Below are 16393 nucleotides of genomic sequence, written 5' to 3' on the forward strand. Positions count from 1 at the left end.
ATACGAATATGAACAAGCCACACATGGCGCGCCTGCCGCAAGCCGTCGCCACTGCCTGCACCGTTTTCGCCGCCGCCGCGTTGCTGGCCCTTGGCGCGCCACCGGTTGCGGCGCATGCGGAAGTTGTCGGCCACATGCAGACGCCGGAAGCGCTGAGCGAAGCCCGCATCGCCAGCCTGGCGCAGGCGGAGCAGGGCGCCTGGCTCGCCTATCTTGCCCGTTCGCGCGCGTTGATGGCAGCCGACAAGGCCGCGCTGGCCGCCGAACGCGGCGGACAAGCTGCGCCCGCCGTCCCAGGCACTGCTCCCGCAGCCCCCGCGCCGGCCGCAGCCACACCGCCTGCCGCAGCCACCGTGCCGGCCGCGCCGCCGCGCAACGCCAGCGGCGATGGCGGCATGCCGCTGAACCATCCCGCTGCCTGGTACAGCGGCGCCGAGGCGCGCCGGGTGGCCGCCAACATTGCCAGCTTCCAGACGCCGGCCGGCGGCTGGGGCAAGAACGCCGACCGTTCCGCCGCGCCGCGCCAGCGCGGCCAGCACTACGTGGTGGACGACATGTACCCCGGCGCCGGCGCCACCAGGGACGCCTGGAGCTACGTCGGCACCATCGACAACAACGCCACTACCTCCGAGCTGCGTTTCCTGGCGCGCGTGCAGGCGCAGGCCCCCGGCGCCGACGGCGACGCCTACCGCGCGGCATTCCTGAAAGGCCTGCGCTACCTGCTCAACGCGCAATTCCCGAATGGCGGCTACCCCCAGGTCTATCCGCTGCAAGGCGGCTACCACGACGCGATCACCTACAACGACAACGCCATGGGCAGCGTGGTCCTGCTGATGTCCGAGATCGCCGCCGCACAGGGCGATTTCGCCTTCGTCCCCGCCGCCCTGGCAGGCGAGGCGGCTGCCGCGAACGCCAGGTCGGTGAAGCTGATCGTGGCCACCCAGCTGGTGGCCGGCGGCGTGCGCACCGGCTGGTGCCAGCAGTACGACGCGCTCACGGCGGCCCCGGTCGGCGCGCGCAACTTTGAACCGGTCGCGCTGGCCAGCGGCGAAAGCGCCGGGCTGATCGCGCTGCTCATGCGCCTGCCCGACCCGGCGCCCGATACAGTGGCCGCGGTGCGCAACGCCGCCGCCTGGCTGCGGCGTGCCGCGCTGCGCGACGTCGCATGGACCGGCAAGGAGCCCGGCGTGGGCCGCAAGCTGGTGGCCAAGCCCGGCGCCGGCCCGCTGTGGTCGCGCTTCTACGACCTTGCCACCATGAAGCCCATCTTCGGCGACCGCGACCGCAGCATCCATGACGACGTCAATGCCATCAGCCTGGAACGCCGTAACGGCTACGCATGGTTCAGCAACGGCCCGGCCAAGGTTCTGGAAGCGTACGAACGCTGGCCGGCCGCGCGCATTGTTAATTGACCTGGACAACGCATGCAGTTAAAATAGATGCAACCTAGAAACATTTACATGTCGAAACCCAAGCTCCGTTTCAGCATCACACACAGGTGACAGCATCGTTCCGCCCCGATCAGCGCCGGGACGATGGCATTGCCCTGAAAACGGAGTTCCACATGTTCGCCAAAACAACCATCCGGTTGCGTCTTGTTTCCACCATGCTGTTGCTGGGCCTGCTGATTGTCGGCACCGGCTTGAGCGGCCTGCATGGCATGAACACCATCAATACCAGCTTGCGCGACGTCAATGCCAACACCATGCCGTCCGCGCTTGCGATTCTCAATTCGCAGTTGTCGCTGAGCCGTGCCCGCCTGGCGATGGACCGCGTCACCATGCATCCGGACGATCCGGACGCGGCCAGGACGCTGCAGCGCGCCGTCTCCTTCGTGGCGGAATCGGACAAAGCCTGGGGCAGCTATCTGGCGCTGCCGCAGAATGCGGCCGAGAAGGCGCTGTCGGACGAAATGGACAGCCGCCGCCGCAAATTCGCCGACGAGGGCTTCCATCCGCTGGTGGCGGCGGTCCGGGCGGGCGACGCCGCCAAGGCGGACGCTATCACGATGAAGCAGATGCAGCCGCTGTTCACCGCGCTGTCCGAGAGCGCGGCCAGGCTGACCGACTTCCAGGCCCGCAGCAATATGGCGCAGTTCGAGGCCAGCCAGGCCATGTACAGCCAGCGCCTGTGGCTGACGCTGGGCGCCATCGGCGGCGGCGTGCTGCTGATGCTGATCGCCTGCGTATCGCTGCTGCGTTCCATCCTGCACCCTATCGACCAGGCGGTCGGCCATTTCAACAGCATCGCCGGCGGCGACCTGTCCGGCCGCATCGCTGCGGACGGCCACGATGAAATGGCGGTGCTGATGCGCGGCCTGGCCGCCATGCAGGCCAAGCTGGCGCTGCTGGTGCGCGGCGTGCGCGACGGCACCGCGTCCATCGCCACGGCCACCCATGAAATCGCCGAGGGCAACCTGGACCTGTCGCGCCGCACCGAGCAGCAGGCCGCCAGCCTTGAGGAAACCGCCTCCTCGCTGGAAGAACTGACCGCCACCGTGCAGCAGAATTCCGAGCGCGCGCGCCAGTCGAACCAGTTGGCCCAGGCGGCCTCGGAGATTGCCGTCAAGGGCGGCGCCATCGTCAGCGGCGTGATCGGCACCATGGGCGCCATCCGCGAGTCGTCCACCCGTATCCAGGACATCATCGGCGTGATCGACGGCATCGCCTTCCAGACCAACATCCTGGCGCTGAACGCGGCGGTGGAAGCGGCCCGCGCCGGCGAGCAGGGACGCGGCTTCGCCGTGGTGGCCTCGGAAGTGCGCAGCCTGGCGCACCGCAGCGCGGACGCGGCCAAGGATATCAAGAGCCTGATCGGCGACTCGGTCGCCAAGGTGGACAGCGGCGGCCAGCAGGTGGGCGAGGCCGGCGCCACGATGGACGAGATCGTGGCCAGCATCCGCCGCGTGGCCGACATCATGGCCGATATCGCGGCGGCCGGGCACGAACAGGAAATGGGTATCGGGCAGATCAACCAGGCAGTGGCCGAACTGGACGACGTGACCCAGCAGAACGCGGCGCTGGTGGAGCAGGCCGCCGCCGCGTCGGAATCGCTGAAGGAACAGGCGGAAAGGCTGGCCGACGTGGCAGGCGCCTTCCGCATCGATGGCGGCCAGGCCGCGCCTGCGGCGCTTGGCCGCACCGTGCCGCTGCGGCCGGGCGCGCACCGTGCCGTCCCTGCCGGCCGCCTGCTGAGCGCCTGACCTGTCCAGCACCCCGTCGGCCCTTGCGAACGTAATACTTTCGAGTAATATTGATAAAATCATAAACTTGGGAGGGCAAATGAGAACTGGCGCGCTGGTAGTGATGACGGTGGCGATGGCCGGCAGTTCGGCCGCAGCCAATCCGGACCCGGAAGTGGATCTGCCGAAGGCCGAACTGGCAGTGCAGGCGCAGCACGCTATCCTCGCCAGGCACGCCGCTGCGACGGCCGAGGTCGAGAAGGCGAAGAATTCACTGTCGTGGCTGCTACAGCGGCTTGGCAACCAGCGCTCGTTTACCGGCGACGCCGATGGTGCGATGGAAGCCTTCGATCAGCAGCATCTGATCCTCCGCCGCCCCGCCCGCACCTTCGCCGACGACCTTGACCGGCTTGCCGCCGCCAGCGCGGACGACGCGCTGGAAGCCATCGTGCGCGAAGCGCGCAAGCACCGCGTCGTCATCCTGAATGAAGCCCACCACGTTCCGCTGCACCGCGCCTTCGCGATGCGGCTGGCGCGCGAGCTGCGCAAGATCGGCTACACATGGCTGGCGGCGGAGACGTTTGAAAAAACCGTGTTCGGGAAGGGCTACCTGGCGCTGTCCGACGGCTACTATTCGCGCGAACCCGTATTCGGCAACTTCCTGCGCGACGCCGCTGGGGATGGCTGGAAAATGGTGCAGTATGAGCCGTTCGATCAGGTGGAGGGCGAGACTTTCGCCCAGCAGACCGAAAGGCGCGAGACGGGCCAGGCGCGCAACCTGGTGGAGCGCGTTCTGGCCAAGGATCCGTCCGCCAAGGTGTTCATCTTTGTCGGCTATGGCCACGCGGCCGAGATGCCGCGCGTCGGCAACGGCACAGGCACTGCCATGATGGCCGCGCAACTGAAGCATATGACGGGACTGGACCCGCTGACGATCGACCAGGTCGCCATGATTGCCCACATCAAACCGGAAGCGGAGCACGCCATGTACGTCAAGACGGTTGAGCGCGAGCACCGGAAGACGCCCTTCGTGCTGCGCTCTCCGTCCGGCGGCTATGAGGTATTCGGCGGCTACCGGTACGAGGTGGACATGCAGGTGGTTCACCCGCGTTATGGCAGGGATGGCGCAACCGGCCGTCCTGCGTGGATGGGCACGCTGGCTGGTTTCAAGCCGGTCAGCGTGCCGGCCGATTTGCTGCCGCTGGAAGGGACGCACCTGCTGTACGCGCACCTGAAGGGGCAGCCGGCCGATTCCGTACCTGCCGATATTGTCAGGCTGGAAGCGGGAAAACCTGCGCCGCAGTTCATGTTGCCGCCGGGGGAATACAGCTACAGCATCCGGAAATAGAGGGATTTGCCGAGTCAACCGGCGCTGCCGCTCGGTTATGATGGCCGCCTGTGTGACACCGGGATACTCGGCAAGGATGAGCGGCATGAGCGACATACTGATGAAATTGCACGGCAACCGCCTGGCTGCGCCGTTGGCGCGGGCGCTGGGTTTGCCCAAGCCGGTGAAGCTGGCGCGCGCGGCGGGCGGCTACGAAGCGCGGCCGTTCGAGGGCAAGAGCGCGCTGCTGTGCGCGGCGGCCGGCGGCTATGCGGCGGCCGCGCTGCGCGGCGTGCTGGAGGAGGCCGGCGCCGCCGTGCTGGCGGCGCCGCCGGACGATGAACGCTGGCAGGCCGCCATCGTGGTGATGGACGCCACCGGCTGCCGCGCACCGGCCGACTACCGCGCGCTGTACGACGCGTTTCATCCCGTCATGCGCCGCATGGCCCGCAACGGCCGGGTGCTGGTGCTGGCGCCGCTGCACCAGGCGGGCGGCGATCCGGTGCAGGCTGCCGTGGCGCGCGGCGTCGAAGGGTTCAGCCGCTCGCTGGGCAAGGAACTGGGACGCAAGGGCGTCTGCGTGAACACGGCGTATGCCGCCGCCGACGCGCTGGACCGGCTGGCCGGCGTGGTGCGCTTCTTTTGCGGCGCGCAGTCCACGTATGTGTCGGGACAGGCCGTGCGCGTGACCGCGCGCGTGGCGGCGCCGGCATCCGCTGCGCCTGCCGCACCGCGGCAGGTGCAAGTCCTGGCGGGCAAGACGGCGTTGGTCACCGGCGGTGCGCGCGGCATCGGCAAGGCCATCGTGGAGCGGCTGTCGCAGGAAGGCGCCCGCGTGATCTGCCTGGATGTGGCCGGCGCCGCCGAGGAGATGCGCAGCACCTGCGCGCAGTACGGCGCAATGCCACTGAGCCTGGACATCACCGCACCAGGGGCCCCGGCACGGCTGGCGGACTTCCTGCGCAGCGAAGGCGGCGGCGTGGACATCCTGGTGCACAATGCCGGCGTGACGCGCGACCGCACGCTGTCGAACATGCAGCCGCAAGAGTGGGACCTGGTGGTAAACGTCAATTTCGCCGCCATCGCCGCCATCGACGCCGAATTGTTGTCGCGCGGCCTGCTGCGCGAGCAGGGGCGCATCGTCTACCTGTCCTCCATCAGCGGCGTGGCCGGCAATTTCGGGCAGACCAACTACGCCGCCACCAAGGCGGCGCTGATCGGCTATGCGGCGGCGCAGGCGCCTTTGCTGGCGCCGCGCGGCATCTGCGTCAATGCCATCGCGCCGGGCTTCATCGAAACCGCGATGACGGCCAAGCTGCCGTTCTTCACGCGCGAAGTGGGCAGCCGCCTGAATGCGCTGATGCAGGCCGGCCAGCCCAGGGACGCGGCCGAACTGGTGGCCTTCCTGAGCAGCCCCGGCGCCTGCGGCGTCAGCGGCGAGACCATACGCGTGTGCGGCCAGGGCGTGATGGGAGCATGACGCCGCGGCGCAACACGTTGTCATGTCATTGTAATAATCCTGTGATCCAATAAGGCCCGCCGTTAAAACATAAAACAGGGACCAGGGGACCATGGGCTTCAGAGTGATGGTGGTCGAGGACGAACCGGCGATCCAGGCGCTGATCGCAGCCTCGCTGAGCGGTTACGAAGTGCGCTGTGCGGGCAGCGCGGAAGCGGCCTTGCTGCTGCTGGCGCAGGCCACCCCGGACCTGGTGCTGCTGGACTGGGGCTTGCCAGGCCAGTCCGGTATTGATCTGCTGCGCCGCTTGCGCGCGCACGGGCGCACCCGCGCGCTGCCGGTCATCATGCTGACCGCGCGCAGCCAGCAGCAAGACCTGGTCTTCGCGCTTGAGTGCGGGGCCGACGACTATGTAGCCAAGCCCTTCAGCCCGCGCGAGCTGCGGGCCCGCGTGCAGGTGCAACTGCCGCGGCAGCCGGGCATGGAGCTCAATGGGCTGCAGCTGGATCCGGAGTCGCAGAGCGTGTCGGCCGGCGCGCACGACCTGGCGCTCGGGCCGGCCGAATTTTCGCTGCTGCGCCATTTCATGCGCTACCCGGAGCGTACCCATACGCGCGCGGCTTTGCTGGCGCAGGTGTGGGGCAACGACAGCACCGTCAACGAACGCGCCGTCGACACCCGGGTGCGCCGTTTGCGCCAGGCCCTGCACGCCAGCGGCCACCATGCCATGATAGAGACGGTGCGCGGCGACGGCTACCGGCTAACCGTGCCGCGCTGATGGGCCGGTCCGCGCATTTCAGCATGGACGACATCGTCACGCCGTCGGCGTACGAATTGGAATACCTGGTGCGCATCATCGAGCGCGCCGCCACGGTGCGCACGCGGGCAGGGCTGTCGTCATGGTCGCAGGGCCTGCTGCAAACGCTGCTGCCGCACCAGGCCATGGTGTGCATGCAGTTCGATGCGCGCGGTGCGCTGCGGGACGCGCAGTGCCTGCATGGACATATCGCCCATGCTGCACTGGATGAGCCTTTGTGTGCATTGGCGGCGCGGCTGGGCGCCGTCTGCCAGCGGCACTACAGTTTGCCGTGCGCGGTGGCGGAGGGCGCAGGCGGCCCGGCAGCGCTGGCTGAGGCGTGCCGCGAGATCGCGGCGCTGGTGCCGGGCGGCCTGTTGCTGCATGGCGCGGGCAAGCTGCAATGCGGCGAGAGCCTGTTCGTCCTGTTCGGCATGCCGGACCGGGACCGGGCGCGGCACAAGTACTTTATCGAGCTGCTGCTGCCCTGCCTGCATCTGGCGTGGCAGCGGCAGGCGGCCCACGGGGCGCCGCGTCCGGCCGTGCAAGCACAGGCGCTGCCGCTGGCGCTGGCCGAGCCGCTCACCGGGCGCGAACTGGAAATCCTGCGCCGGCTGCAGGAGGGGAAGATCAACGCGCAGATCGGCCAGGCGCTGGGAATCAGCGCGCACACGGTAAAGAAGCATGTCTACAATATCTACCGCAAGCTCAATGTTCAGAACCGCGTCCAGGCGCTGGCGCGCGCCGCCGCGCTGGCGTTGATCGCGGCGGCTGCATGATGCGGGAAGAGGCCGCGGGGTTGCCGGCTTGGGCGCTGGCTCTGGCGCTCACCCTGGCACCGGCCACAGGCGGCGCCGCCGGGGCGGCCAAGCCCTTGACGCTGGAACTGTACAACGTGAGCTTGCAGCAGGCTTTCGACCAGTTGGGCCAGGCTTGCGGCCTTGCGTTCGACTACGCCGGCGGCGTGCGCACCGACCGCCGCATGTCGCTCTTGCTGAAGGAGGCCGAGGCGGAATCTGCCTTGTACCATGCGCTGCGCGCGAACAGCCTCGAGATGCTGCCGTTGCAGGATGGCCGCGTGCGCGTGGTGCACGCCGCAGTAACCGACGATACGCCCACGGTCGTCTTCGGCAATTCGTCCATGCTGATAGAGGTGATCAAGGACGAAGCGGACGTAGGCGAGCAGCGTGCCCGCATGCAGCCTGCCCTTGCGCCGGCCGGGGCGGCGCTTGCCGCCGACGCAACACGCGCAACGCATGCCGGGCGCAGCGCCGGCACGCTGCTGGACTGGAAAATCCGCCCGCGCTCGCGCGTCGGCAGCAACTTCACGGTGCAGCTGTTCCTGCGCTCGGACCGGCCGGTGGACGCCATGCCGCTCACTGTCAGCTTCGACGGCCAGGCATTCGAAGTGGTGCGGGTGGAGGCGGGCGGCTACTGGGGGCCGCAATCCGGTTTCAGCAGCCGCGTCGATCCGCAGGGAACCATCGCACTGGAAGCGGCGCGCCGGGGGGGAGCGCCATTCCCGTCCGCAAACGGGCTGCTTGCCACCATTACGCTCCGCGCCGTGGGCGCCGCGCAGGCCGCGCACATCCAGGTCGTTTCGGCCCGCGCGCTGGATGGAGCAGGCAGGGACATGGGCGTTGCGGTTCCGCTGCGGCACGCCATGCTGGTCCAGCCCTGAGCCGGGGCAGCCACGGGCAATGCGCTGGACGCGTAAGCCGTTCGGCCTATTTTCAGTGTCAATGATGACATCACGTTGACACACTTGCAATCTACCATCCTCGGCTGAGCTGCGGCCTGCGCAGCGACACCCACTCCGACACGGAAGCCGACTATGCATATCCCATTCAAACTGAAACACCACCTGCTGCTGGCCGCCCTGGGCATGAGCGCCGCCATGGCGCAAGCAGAGCCGTTCAAATTCGGCGTCATGGCCGACACCCAATGGACCAGCAACGACGCAGGCAACAACCCGAACACCGTTGCGCTGGGCATCATCAACCAGATCCTGCCCAAGTTCGTCGAGCAGCAGGTGAAGTTCGTGGTGCAGGTGGGCGACCTCACCGACAACGGTAGCACCGGCGGGCTCGATACCTGGAACGTGGCCGCCCAGACCCTGTACAACAATCGCATCGGCTTCTATCCGGTGCGCGGCAACCATGAGCCATCGGCCAACGCCGCCAATCGCTTCAAGGCCAACTTCCCGCAAACGCAGGGCCAGGGCGCCAACGTGGCCGGCGCCGTCAACCACGCCAGCCCGGCAAGCCCGGTGGGCCTGACCGGCCTGACTTACTCGTTTGACTACGGCAACACCCGCTTCATCGCAGTGGACCAGTACACCCGCACCGCAGGCAGCACGCCTACGGTCAATTCGGCCGCGCTGGACCAGGTCGGCTGGATCGGCCAGCAGCTCGACGGCAAGCCGGCCGACAGCCACGGCTTCGTCTTCGCGCACAAGGAACTGGTGGGCCAGAATCATACCGACGTGCTGCTGGGCGCGGACCCGTCGGCCAACGCCGCGCAGCGCAACGCGCTGATCGGCGCCATGGCGCGCAACAAGGTACGCTACTTCCTGGGCGGCCACGACCATATGCACCACCGTTCCATCGTCAAGAGCCCGGACGGGGCCGCCACCGTGCAAAACATCATCCACTCGTCGGACAGCTACAAGTTCTACGTGCCGTCGGTGCCGTCGAAGGACCAGGTGTACAACGCCGCCAACCGCCAGGAAATGCCGATTGCGCAGGAGCTGTTCAGCATTGGCTACTATATCTTTACCGTGGACGGTCCGCGCCTGACGGTGGACCACTACGCGTCCGACAACGGCTGCGGCGGCTCGCTGGGCGCAGGCCGCGATTGCGACCTGACCCGCACCCCGGCGTTGACCTTCTTCAAGCGCGAGAGCTACGGCTACAGCCTGAATGGCAAGGAGTTCATCGTCCAGCCGGGCGCCAGCTTCGCTGCCATCGCCGACGCGGCGCCGGCGGGCGGCAACTGGGGCGGCACGAAAATGGCGATCGTGGACGGCGCCAACGCCGTTTCCACCACGCTGTATGACGGCCGCGTTGCGATCCAGGACGTCAACACCGGCTGGTCGGCCCGCGCCGAGATCGACGCCAACGGCGCCGCCAGGCTGAAAAGCGACGCGCTGACCCTGTGGGGCATGGAAAACGCCATCGGCAGCGAAGAGGCCGACGTCTACACGCTGTCGCTGAGCTACGACGCCAATGCGCGCGGTCCGCTGGCGCTGGTGGCCCGTCCGTTCAACGGCAGCGCCTGGGAACAGGCGGCGGCACGCAACATCGGCGGCAGCGCCAAGTTCGTGGTCGGCCCATGGAAGAGCGGCTACGCGCTGGGCACGTACGGCGTCGATCCGGCCACCCGCACCGCGTGGGCAGTGGTCAACCGTGGCGGCGAGTTTGCTGTGGCGCAAACCAACAACGGCGACCTGAATGGCGACGGCGTGGTGGACAGCCGCGATGTGGCCCTGTTGACGCAAAAGGCCAACCGCGACGCGTCCGAACTGCCTGCCGCCGACCTCGACAACGACGGCAAGATCACCGCGCTGGACGCCCGCAAGCTGGCCAGCATCTGCACCAGCGTCAACTGCGCCATCGCCAACTAATCCCAAGGAGCCACCATGTTCAAGCTGATTTGCAAGCACGCCGCCAAACACGCCCGCAAGGCCATCACCTCAACCCTGCTGGCCGCCGGCGTGCTCGCCGCCGCCAATCCAGCCGTGGCCACCACGCTTGGCTTTTCCCCTGCCGCAGGCAGCGTCGCCGTGGGGGCCAGCGTAGCCGTGGACGTGCGCATCTCGGACCTGGCCGCCGGTGCTGACCTGGGCGCGTTCGACTTCAACGTGCTGTTCAATTCCGGTGTACTAAGCCTGACCGGCTATACCCTGGGCGCGGCGCTGGGCGACCTGTCCGCTTTCGAAGCGCTGGACGTCAGCCTGGGCAAGGGCGCTGGCGGCGTGTTCAACCTGGCCGAGATCTCGCTGCTGTCCGACCTGGCCTTGCAGCAGGATTCATTCACCCTCGCCACGCTGTACTTCACCGCCGTGGCGGCCGGCAGCAGCGCGCTGTCGCTGGACGGGGTGGTGCTGGCCGACGCTTTCGGCAACGCGGTGGCGGCGGACCTGGGGGGCGCCGCCGTTAGCGCCGTACCGGAACCGCAAGCGCTGCTGCTGTTCATGAGCGGCCTGGCGCTGCTGGGTGCCGTCCGCCGCCGGCGCAAGCAGTAATGTAGCGGGCGCCCGGCCACGCGCCGGGCGCCATGCAGCAAGGCATCAACCCCACACTCCGCCCCATCCCCGCCATGACTTCTATCCTCAAGAGATTCACCCGCCATGCCGCGCTGCCGTGCGCTGCCTTGCTGTGCGTTGCCGTGCTTGGCGTGCTTGCCGCGCCAGCCGAGGTGGCCGCCGCGCCCGCCGCCTTGCGCAATGGCGAAGCGGCGCCCATGCTGGTCGCGCGCCAGGGCCACACAGCCACCGTGCTGCCCGACGGCACGGTGCTGGTCGCCGGCGGCATCGGCCGCGACGGCGCCGCCACGACACACGCCGAAATCTACGACCCCAAGACCGACAAGTGGACCGAGGCGGAAACCATGACGGTGGCGCGTTCGCAGCACGCCGCCACCTTGCTCGCCAACGGCAATGTGCTGGTGACCGGCGGCGTGGACCGCACTACCTTCCGCAACAACGCCGAGGTCTACGACCCGGGCGCGAACACCTGGTTTGCGCTCGGCCCGATGAGCGAAGCGTTGCGCGCCGCCCATACCGCGACCTTGCTGCGCGACGGCCGCGTCTTCATCGCCGGCGGCCACGGCTATCCGGACGACGACGAATACGAAGACACGGTGGCGCTGGCCACCGCCGTCATCTACGACCCGCGGTCGCAAAGCTGGACCAAGGCCGCACCCATGCGCAGCGCGCGCCAGTTGCACGCGGCCACGCTGCTGGCCAACGGCAAGGTGCTGCTGAGCGCGGGGGCAGGGGAGTTCGGCGGCTTGTCGGACAGCGAACTGTACGACCCCGCCAGCGACAGCTGGTCGGCCGGCGGCGTGCTGCGCGAGCCGCGCTGGTCGCACACGGCCAACCTGCTGCCGAACGGAAAAGTGCTGGTGACGGGCGGCTTCGGTTCCAACCGTTCGCTGGCCAGCTCGGAACTATACGACGCGCAGCAGCACAAATGGATGCCGGCCGCGCCGATGGCCGCCGCGCGCCATTTGCATACCGCCACCTTGCTGCCCAGCGGCCGGCTGCTGGCCGAAGGCGGCGTGGTAGCCAGCGGCGCGCTCCCCACGGCCGAACTGTACGACTACGCCAGCGACCGCTGGTCTCCTGCCAAGGCGGCGCTGCGCAAGCGCTTCAGCCACTCGGCCACGCTGCTGCCGGGCGGCCGGCTCTTGTTGCTGGGCGGGCTGGACGCGAACGACATCCTCTCCAGCGCAGAGGTGTTCAGCCTGACTGCGGTCGAAGCGCCGTAGGTAGTCCTTTTTTCGCTTTTGCTATACGAATTTCGGTATTGATCAGTAAAGCTTTTCAAGTCGATACTAGGCGCCCGATCTGCTCATTTATACGCCCAACATGCGCCTGTTACCCCACCTGCTGCTCGCCGCCGGCGTGGGCATGAGTGTCTCCGCCCATGCCGCCGAACGCATCTCCTTCAATGCCGACTGGCGCTTCATGAAGGGCGAGCCGGCCGGCGCGCCCGGCGCCGCTGCGGCGGCCGGACTGGACGACAAAGCCTGGCGCAAGCTGGACCTGCCGCACGATTTCGGCATCGAAGGCCCGTTCAGGCAGGAGTATGAGGGCGAGACCGGCAAATTGCCGTGGTGGGGCGTGGCCTGGTACCGCAAGACCTTCACCGCCCCGGCGGGCGACGCCGGCAAGCAGGTCTATCTCGACATCGACGGCGCCATGTCGCACGCCACCGTGTGGCTCAACGGCCAGCAGGTGGGCGGCTGGCCTTATGGCTACAGCTCCTTCCGCGTGGACCTGAGCAAGCACCTGAAACCCGGCGCCGAGAACGTGCTGGCGGTGCGCATCGACAACCCGCCCGAGTCTTCGCGCTGGTATCCCGGCGGCGGCATCTACCGCAACGTGTGGCTGGTGAAGGCCGCGCCGTTGCACGTGGCGCACAACGGCACCTTCGTTACCACCCCCATCGTCAAGGCCGATGCCGCCACGGTTGACGTGCAAGTCACGCTGGAGAACAACGGCGGCGCCACGGCAGCGCAGGTATCCACCGCGATCTACGCGCTGGACGCGGCGGGCCGCCGCACCGGCGCCGCGCTGGCGCAAAGCAGCCCGTCGGCGCTGGCCAAAGTGGGCGCGGGGCGCCAGATCCTGCTGGCGCAGTCACTGCAGGTGAGCCAGCCCAAATTCTGGAGCCCGAAGTCGCCGCAGCGCTACGTGGCGGTGACCACGGTGTCCGGCCAAGGCAAGGTGGTGGACCAGGTGGAAACCCCCTTTGGCATCCGCACCGTGGCCTTCGACGCGCAGCGCGGCTTTCTGCTGAACGGCGAACGGGTGGTGATACAGGGCGTGTGCATGCACCACGACCTGGGCGCGCTGGGCGCGGCGCTCAATGTGCGCGCGCTGGAACGCCAGCTCGAGATCCTGCGCGACATGGGCGCCAACGCCATCCGCACCACGCATAACCCGCCCGCGCCGGAGCTGCTGGACCTGGCAGACCGCATGGGCTTCCTGATCGTGGAAGAGGCATTCGACGCCTGGCGGCTGGGGAAAAAGAAGAACGACTACGGCCTCCTGTATGACGAGTGGCACGAGAAGGACTTGCGCGCCATGGTGCGGCGCGACCGCAACCACCCCAGCATCATCATGTGGAGCATCGGCAACGAGATCCGCGAGCAGGGCGAACCGGAAGGGTGGAAGGTGGCTGCGCACCTGTCCGACATCGTGCGCAGCGAGGACCGCACGCGCCTGACCACGGCCGGCTTCAACCACGTCGTCTCCGGCTACAACGGCTTCCAGACAGCGGTGGACGTGGTGGGTTTCAACTACAAGCCGTGGGAGTACCCGACGTTCCACAACAGCGCACCCCACATCCCGGTGATCGGCAGCGAGACCGCGTCCACGGTCAGCTCGCGCGGCGAGTACTTCTTCCCGGTCAGCGACGACAAGTCGCAGGGCATGGCCAATTTCCAGGTCAGCAGCTACGACCTGTCGGCGCCGCGCTGGGCCTCCGCGCCGGAGCTGGAATTCAAGGGGCTGGACGACAATCCCTTCGTGGCCGGCGAATTCGTCTGGACCGGTTTCGACTACCTGGGCGAACCGACGCCGTACAACGCCGACAGCACCAACGTGCTGAATTTCACCGACCCGGCCGCCCGCGCGCGCGCCGAGCAGGAACTGGCGGCGCTGAGCAAGGTCAAGGTGCCGTCGCGCAGTTCCTACTTCGGCATCGTCGACCTGGCGGGCTTCAAGAAGGACCGCTTCTATCTGTACCAGGCGCGCTGGCGTCCGGATCTGCCGATGGCGCACCTGCTGCCGCACTGGAACTGGCCGGAGCGGGTGGGGCGGGTCACGCCGGTGCACCTGTACACCTCGGGCGATGAGGCTGAGCTGTTCCTGAACGGGAAATCGCTGGGCCGCAAGCAGCGCGGCGCGCGCGATTACCGCCTGCGCTGGGACGAGGTGGTGTACCAGCCCGGCACGCTGAAGGCGGTGGTGTACAAACAGGGCAAGCCGTGGGCGGAGGACACTGTGAAGACGGCGGGCAAGGCGGCCAGGCTGGCGCTGACGGCGGACCGCAGCGCGCTGCGGGCCGACGGCGCGGACCTGTCGTTTGTCACGGTGGCCATCACCGACAAGCAGGGCCGGCCGGTGCCGCGCAGCAGCAACGCGGTGCGCTTCACCGTCAGCGGCCCGGGCGAGCTGGTCGCCACCGACAACGGCGACGCCACCAGCCTGGTGTCTTTCCAGTCGCCCGAGCGGGCGGCGTTCAACGGCCTGGCGCTGGCTATCGTGCGCACGAAGGCGGGGCAGTCCGGTACTATCACCGTCAGCGCGTCCAGCGATGGTCTGGAGGGGGGCAAGGCGACGCTGACCAGCAGCGCCGCAGGCCAGACTCCGAATGGGCGCTGAGTCCAGGCAGAACCCGTGCAGCACCCGTACAGACCCGTAGCGGACGCTTCGTCGACGTTGCACCACTTTGGAAGGGTTATACCATGGGTATCCTGAGTAATATCTTCAGCAAGATCTTCCCCGGCTCGCATCCTGCGGTGACGCAGGCGAGCGCTCCTGCGGCGCCGGCGGCGCCGGCCGCGCCCGCATCGGCTCCGGCCCCGGCGGCTGCGCCCGCCGCCATGCCCGAAGTGGACGTGGTAGCCATCCTGGACCAGAAGGCGCAGAGCGCCGGCCAGCCGCTGAACTGGCGTACCTCCATCGTCGATCTGCTCAAGCTGCTGCAACTCGATAGCAGCCTGGATGCGCGCAAGGAGCTGGCCAAGGAGCTGCACTACAGCGGCGACACCGGCGATTCGGCGGCCATGAATATCTGGCTGCACAAGCAGGTAATGGCGAAACTGGCCGCCAACGGTGGCAAGGTGCCGGCCGACCTGGCCTCCTGAAGCCGGCGCGCCGGGACCGGCTAGTCTTGTCCCGGCGTGCCTTCATAGTTCACCGGCAGCCAGCGGTAGCCGGTCCCTCCGCTGGCCGTACCGATCCGGCCCAGGCCCGGGAAGGCGATGTGGGCGGCACCCACCACCATGTGGCCGCTGGCTGCCATCTCCAGCAATTGGCGGCGTTGCTGCTGCGCGCCTGCGGCGTCGCTGTCGTATTTGACGGTGGCCTCAGGGTGCGGAAACTGCAGCGGCGCCACATGCACGATATCTCCCCACACCAGCAATTGGCGGCCCTGGCTTTCCACCAGATAGGCCGCGTGTCCGGGCGTGTGCCCCGGCGCCGGCAGGGCCTTGATGCCGGGCTCGAGCTGGCCGTATTCGGCGTAGGGCCGCAAGCGGCCGGCAGCCTGGTAGGGCGCCACCGAAACCCGCGCGCTGTCGAAGAAGCTGCGCAGGAACTCCGGCGCGGCGTCCTGGGCGGCCTTGCTCAGCCAGTAGTCCGCTTCGCCTTGCGCCATGCGCAGCACGGCGTTCGGAAACGCCGCCATGCCCTGGCGCATGATGCCGCCGGCGTGGTCCTTGTGCAGGTGGGTGAGCAGCACCGTGTCGACTTGCTCCGGCTGGTAGCCGGCCGCGCGCAGGTGCTGCAGCAGCCTGCCGCAGCAGTCGCCATACAGGGCGCCTGCACCGGCGTCGATCAGGATCAGGCGCTGGCCGGTGTTGACGAGGAAGGCGTTGATGGAACCCTGCACCGGCTGCGCCAGGCCTGCATCGTCCAGGTCGCGCCCGGCCTGCGCCGGCGTGATGTTGTTCATCACCGTGTCGATGGGGAAGGCGTGCGTGCCGTCCGACAGCACGGTAATCTCGAACTGGCCCAGCAGCATGCGGTAGTAGCCGGGCGCCTGGCTGCGCACCTGCGGCGCCGCCGCTTGCGCGGGCGGGGCCAGCGATGCAAGCGGCAGTGCGAATTGCAGCATGGCGGCGGCCAGCAGCGGGAAGGTGAACCTGGTGTTGGTCGCGGCCATGGTGCGCAAG

Annotated in this window: 13 protein-coding genes; 12 read left to right on the forward strand and 1 reads right to left on the reverse strand. The window is 68.2% G+C overall.

Annotated features, from left to right (window positions below; translation table 11 throughout):
• The first annotated feature begins 8 nt into the window (after positions 1-8).
• From pelA to AC6H42_RS18640, 12 genes are all read left to right on the forward strand, one after another.
• Positions 9-1412 carry a pectate lyase gene (gene pelA, locus AC6H42_RS18585; RefSeq protein ID WP_497548671.1) on the forward strand — a complete coding sequence of 468 codons (1404 nt, stop codon included), beginning with the start codon at positions 9-11 and terminating at the stop codon, positions 1410-1412.
• A gap of 152 nt (positions 1413-1564) precedes the next feature.
• Positions 1565-3202, forward strand: coding sequence for a methyl-accepting chemotaxis protein (locus tag AC6H42_RS18590; RefSeq protein WP_497548672.1), 1638 nt, complete (start codon positions 1565-1567; stop codon positions 3200-3202).
• A gap of 79 nt (positions 3203-3281) precedes the next feature.
• Positions 3282-4529: a hypothetical protein gene (locus tag AC6H42_RS18595; RefSeq protein ID WP_157200834.1), complete on the forward strand. Its 1248-nt coding sequence runs from the start codon at positions 3282-3284 to the stop codon at positions 4527-4529.
• 85 nt (positions 4530-4614) lie between these two features.
• Complete coding sequence (locus AC6H42_RS18600; protein WP_057153903.1) at positions 4615-5988, forward strand: 3-oxoacyl-ACP reductase; 1374 nt, start codon at positions 4615-4617, stop codon at positions 5986-5988.
• A gap of 91 nt (positions 5989-6079) precedes the next feature.
• Positions 6080-6745: a response regulator gene (locus tag AC6H42_RS18605; RefSeq protein ID WP_497548673.1), complete on the forward strand. Its 666-nt coding sequence runs from the start codon at positions 6080-6082 to the stop codon at positions 6743-6745.
• A gap of 23 nt (positions 6746-6768) precedes the next feature.
• Entirely contained in the window at positions 6769-7542 is a 774-nt protein-coding gene (locus AC6H42_RS18610; protein WP_497548674.1) for a helix-turn-helix transcriptional regulator, read from the forward strand.
• Positions 7539-8444, forward strand: coding sequence for a cohesin domain-containing protein (locus AC6H42_RS18615; RefSeq protein WP_057153906.1), 906 nt, complete (start codon positions 7539-7541; stop codon positions 8442-8444). Before AC6H42_RS18610 ends, AC6H42_RS18615 begins: the two co-directional genes overlap by 4 nt.
• Positions 8445-8597: 153 nt before the next feature.
• Entirely contained in the window at positions 8598-10388 is a 1791-nt protein-coding gene (locus AC6H42_RS18620; RefSeq protein WP_497548675.1) for a metallophosphoesterase, read from the forward strand.
• Between the two features lie 15 nt (positions 10389-10403).
• Positions 10404-11009 (forward strand): cohesin domain-containing protein, encoded by a 606-nt coding sequence (locus AC6H42_RS18625; protein WP_497548676.1) that lies wholly within the window; start codon positions 10404-10406, stop codon positions 11007-11009.
• Between the two features lie 74 nt (positions 11010-11083).
• The gene (locus AC6H42_RS18630) at positions 11084-12256 is read left to right on the forward strand and encodes a Kelch repeat-containing protein (protein WP_162249882.1); all 1173 of its coding nucleotides are present in this window, start codon (positions 11084-11086) and stop codon (positions 12254-12256) included.
• Positions 12257-12356: 100 nt separating this feature from the next.
• Entirely contained in the window at positions 12357-14879 is a 2523-nt protein-coding gene (gene galB, locus AC6H42_RS18635; protein ID WP_497548677.1) for a beta-galactosidase GalB, read from the forward strand.
• An 83-nt stretch (positions 14880-14962) separates the two neighbouring features.
• Positions 14963-15364 (forward strand): DUF3597 domain-containing protein, encoded by a 402-nt coding sequence (locus AC6H42_RS18640; protein WP_497548678.1) that lies wholly within the window; start codon positions 14963-14965, stop codon positions 15362-15364.
• A gap of 20 nt (positions 15365-15384) precedes the next feature.
• Here AC6H42_RS18640 and AC6H42_RS18645 read toward each other — a convergent pair whose 3' ends face one another.
• Positions 15385-16383 (reverse strand): MBL fold metallo-hydrolase, encoded by a 999-nt coding sequence (locus AC6H42_RS18645; protein ID WP_497548679.1) that lies wholly within the window; start codon positions 16381-16383, stop codon positions 15385-15387.
• Positions 16384-16393: the final 10 nt, after the last annotated feature.

It is taken from the genome of Massilia sp. NBRC 108631, from assembly GCF_059704565.1.

What these genes read in the sequence shown, in the direction of transcription:
- pelA (WP_497548671.1), top strand. Translation starts at nt 9, where the DNA reads ATGAACAAGCCACACATGGCGCGCCTGCCGCAAGCCGTCGCCACTGCC.
- AC6H42_RS18590 (WP_497548672.1), top strand. Translation starts at nt 1,565, where the DNA reads ATGTTCGCCAAAACAACCATCCGGTTGCGTCTTGTTTCCACCATGCTG.
- AC6H42_RS18595 (WP_157200834.1), top strand. Translation starts at nt 3,282, where the DNA reads ATGAGAACTGGCGCGCTGGTAGTGATGACGGTGGCGATGGCCGGCAGT.
- AC6H42_RS18600 (WP_057153903.1), top strand. Translation starts at nt 4,615, where the DNA reads ATGAGCGACATACTGATGAAATTGCACGGCAACCGCCTGGCTGCGCCG.
- AC6H42_RS18605 (WP_497548673.1), top strand. Translation starts at nt 6,080, where the DNA reads ATGGGCTTCAGAGTGATGGTGGTCGAGGACGAACCGGCGATCCAGGCG.
- AC6H42_RS18610 (WP_497548674.1), top strand. Translation starts at nt 6,769, where the DNA reads ATGGACGACATCGTCACGCCGTCGGCGTACGAATTGGAATACCTGGTG.
- AC6H42_RS18615 (WP_057153906.1), top strand. Translation starts at nt 7,539, where the DNA reads ATGATGCGGGAAGAGGCCGCGGGGTTGCCGGCTTGGGCGCTGGCTCTG.
- AC6H42_RS18620 (WP_497548675.1), top strand. Translation starts at nt 8,598, where the DNA reads ATGCATATCCCATTCAAACTGAAACACCACCTGCTGCTGGCCGCCCTG.
- AC6H42_RS18625 (WP_497548676.1), top strand. Translation starts at nt 10,404, where the DNA reads ATGTTCAAGCTGATTTGCAAGCACGCCGCCAAACACGCCCGCAAGGCC.
- AC6H42_RS18630 (WP_162249882.1), top strand. Translation starts at nt 11,084, where the DNA reads ATGACTTCTATCCTCAAGAGATTCACCCGCCATGCCGCGCTGCCGTGC.
- galB (WP_497548677.1), top strand. Translation starts at nt 12,357, where the DNA reads ATGCGCCTGTTACCCCACCTGCTGCTCGCCGCCGGCGTGGGCATGAGT.
- AC6H42_RS18640 (WP_497548678.1), top strand. Translation starts at nt 14,963, where the DNA reads ATGGGTATCCTGAGTAATATCTTCAGCAAGATCTTCCCCGGCTCGCAT.
- AC6H42_RS18645 (WP_497548679.1), bottom strand. Translation starts at nt 16,383, where the DNA reads ATGGCCGCGACCAACACCAGGTTCACCTTCCCGCTGCTGGCCGCCGCC.